This is a genomic window from Clostridium nigeriense (genome assembly GCF_900086595.1).
Lineage (GTDB): Bacteria > Bacillota > Clostridia > Clostridiales > Clostridiaceae > Clostridium > Clostridium nigeriense.
On the sequence record NZ_LT575472.1, the window covers coordinates 1,581,722 to 1,582,717 of the forward strand.

A 996-nucleotide genomic window follows, 5' to 3' on the forward strand; every position below is an offset into this window, starting at 1 on the left:
CTGATGAAACAGATGAAAATGAAGTAGGGCTAATGATGGCAGGAATAAAGAGAGGTGAAAGCTAATGGAAAAGAATCAAGGCATAAAATCAATAATGGCTGTATTATTAGGACTTTTAGCAGGAGCCTTACTAATGTTAATTATGGGATTTAACCCAGCAGAAGGATATAAATATCTATTTATGGGTGGATTAAAGAACCTAGAAAGAATAGGTAATACTCTTGCAACAGCAACTCCATTAATGCTTACTGGTCTATCAGTTGCCTTTGCTTTTAAAACAGGCTTATTTAATATAGGAACTCCAGGACAAATGCTATTTGGAGGATTTTGTTCTATAGCTACAGGGTTAACTTTAGACTTACCAAAAGGAATATTAGTACCAGTAGTAGTACTTGTGGGTATTCTTGGCGGTGCAATATGGGGAATAGTTCCTGGAATATTAAAAGCTAAATTTAATGTTCATGAAGTAGTATCATCTATAATGATGAACTGGATAGCTTATTGGATGGTTTATTATATGGTTCCACAGTATTTTAAAGGAGAATTTTTAGAAACTGAATCTAAAATGCTACCAGAAGCAGCTACTTTAAAAGTACAATGGCTTTCAGACATATTTAAAGGTTCATATATAAATTTAGGGATTTTCTTAGCAATAATAACAGTTTTAATAATATGGTTTATTTTAAATAAGACTGTTTTAGGATATGAATTAAAAGCAGGTGGATTTAACAGATTTGGTGCTGAATATGCAGGGATGCCTGTTAATAGAAATATTGTTATTTCAATGATGATAGCAGGAGCTTTATCAGGACTTGCAGGAGCAATACAATACACTGGTAATGCTAACATAATGCAAATTGGAGTTATGCCAAGCCAAGGCTTTGATGGTATAGCAGTTGCTTTACTTGGAGCAAGTAATCCAATTGGAGTTATGTTCTCATCATTATTCTTTGGAGTACTTTATGTAGGTAAAGGATTTATGAATGCTGCTGTAAA

At 33.2% G+C, this 996-nt stretch carries 1 protein-coding gene; it reads left to right on the top strand.

Going from position 1 to position 996, the window contains the following annotated elements; genetic code table 11:
• Positions 1–64: 64 nt before the first annotated feature.
• Positions 65–996 (top strand): ABC transporter permease (locus tag BN6774_RS19125; protein WP_066892011.1); only part of this gene is annotated, 932 nt, incomplete at its 3' end.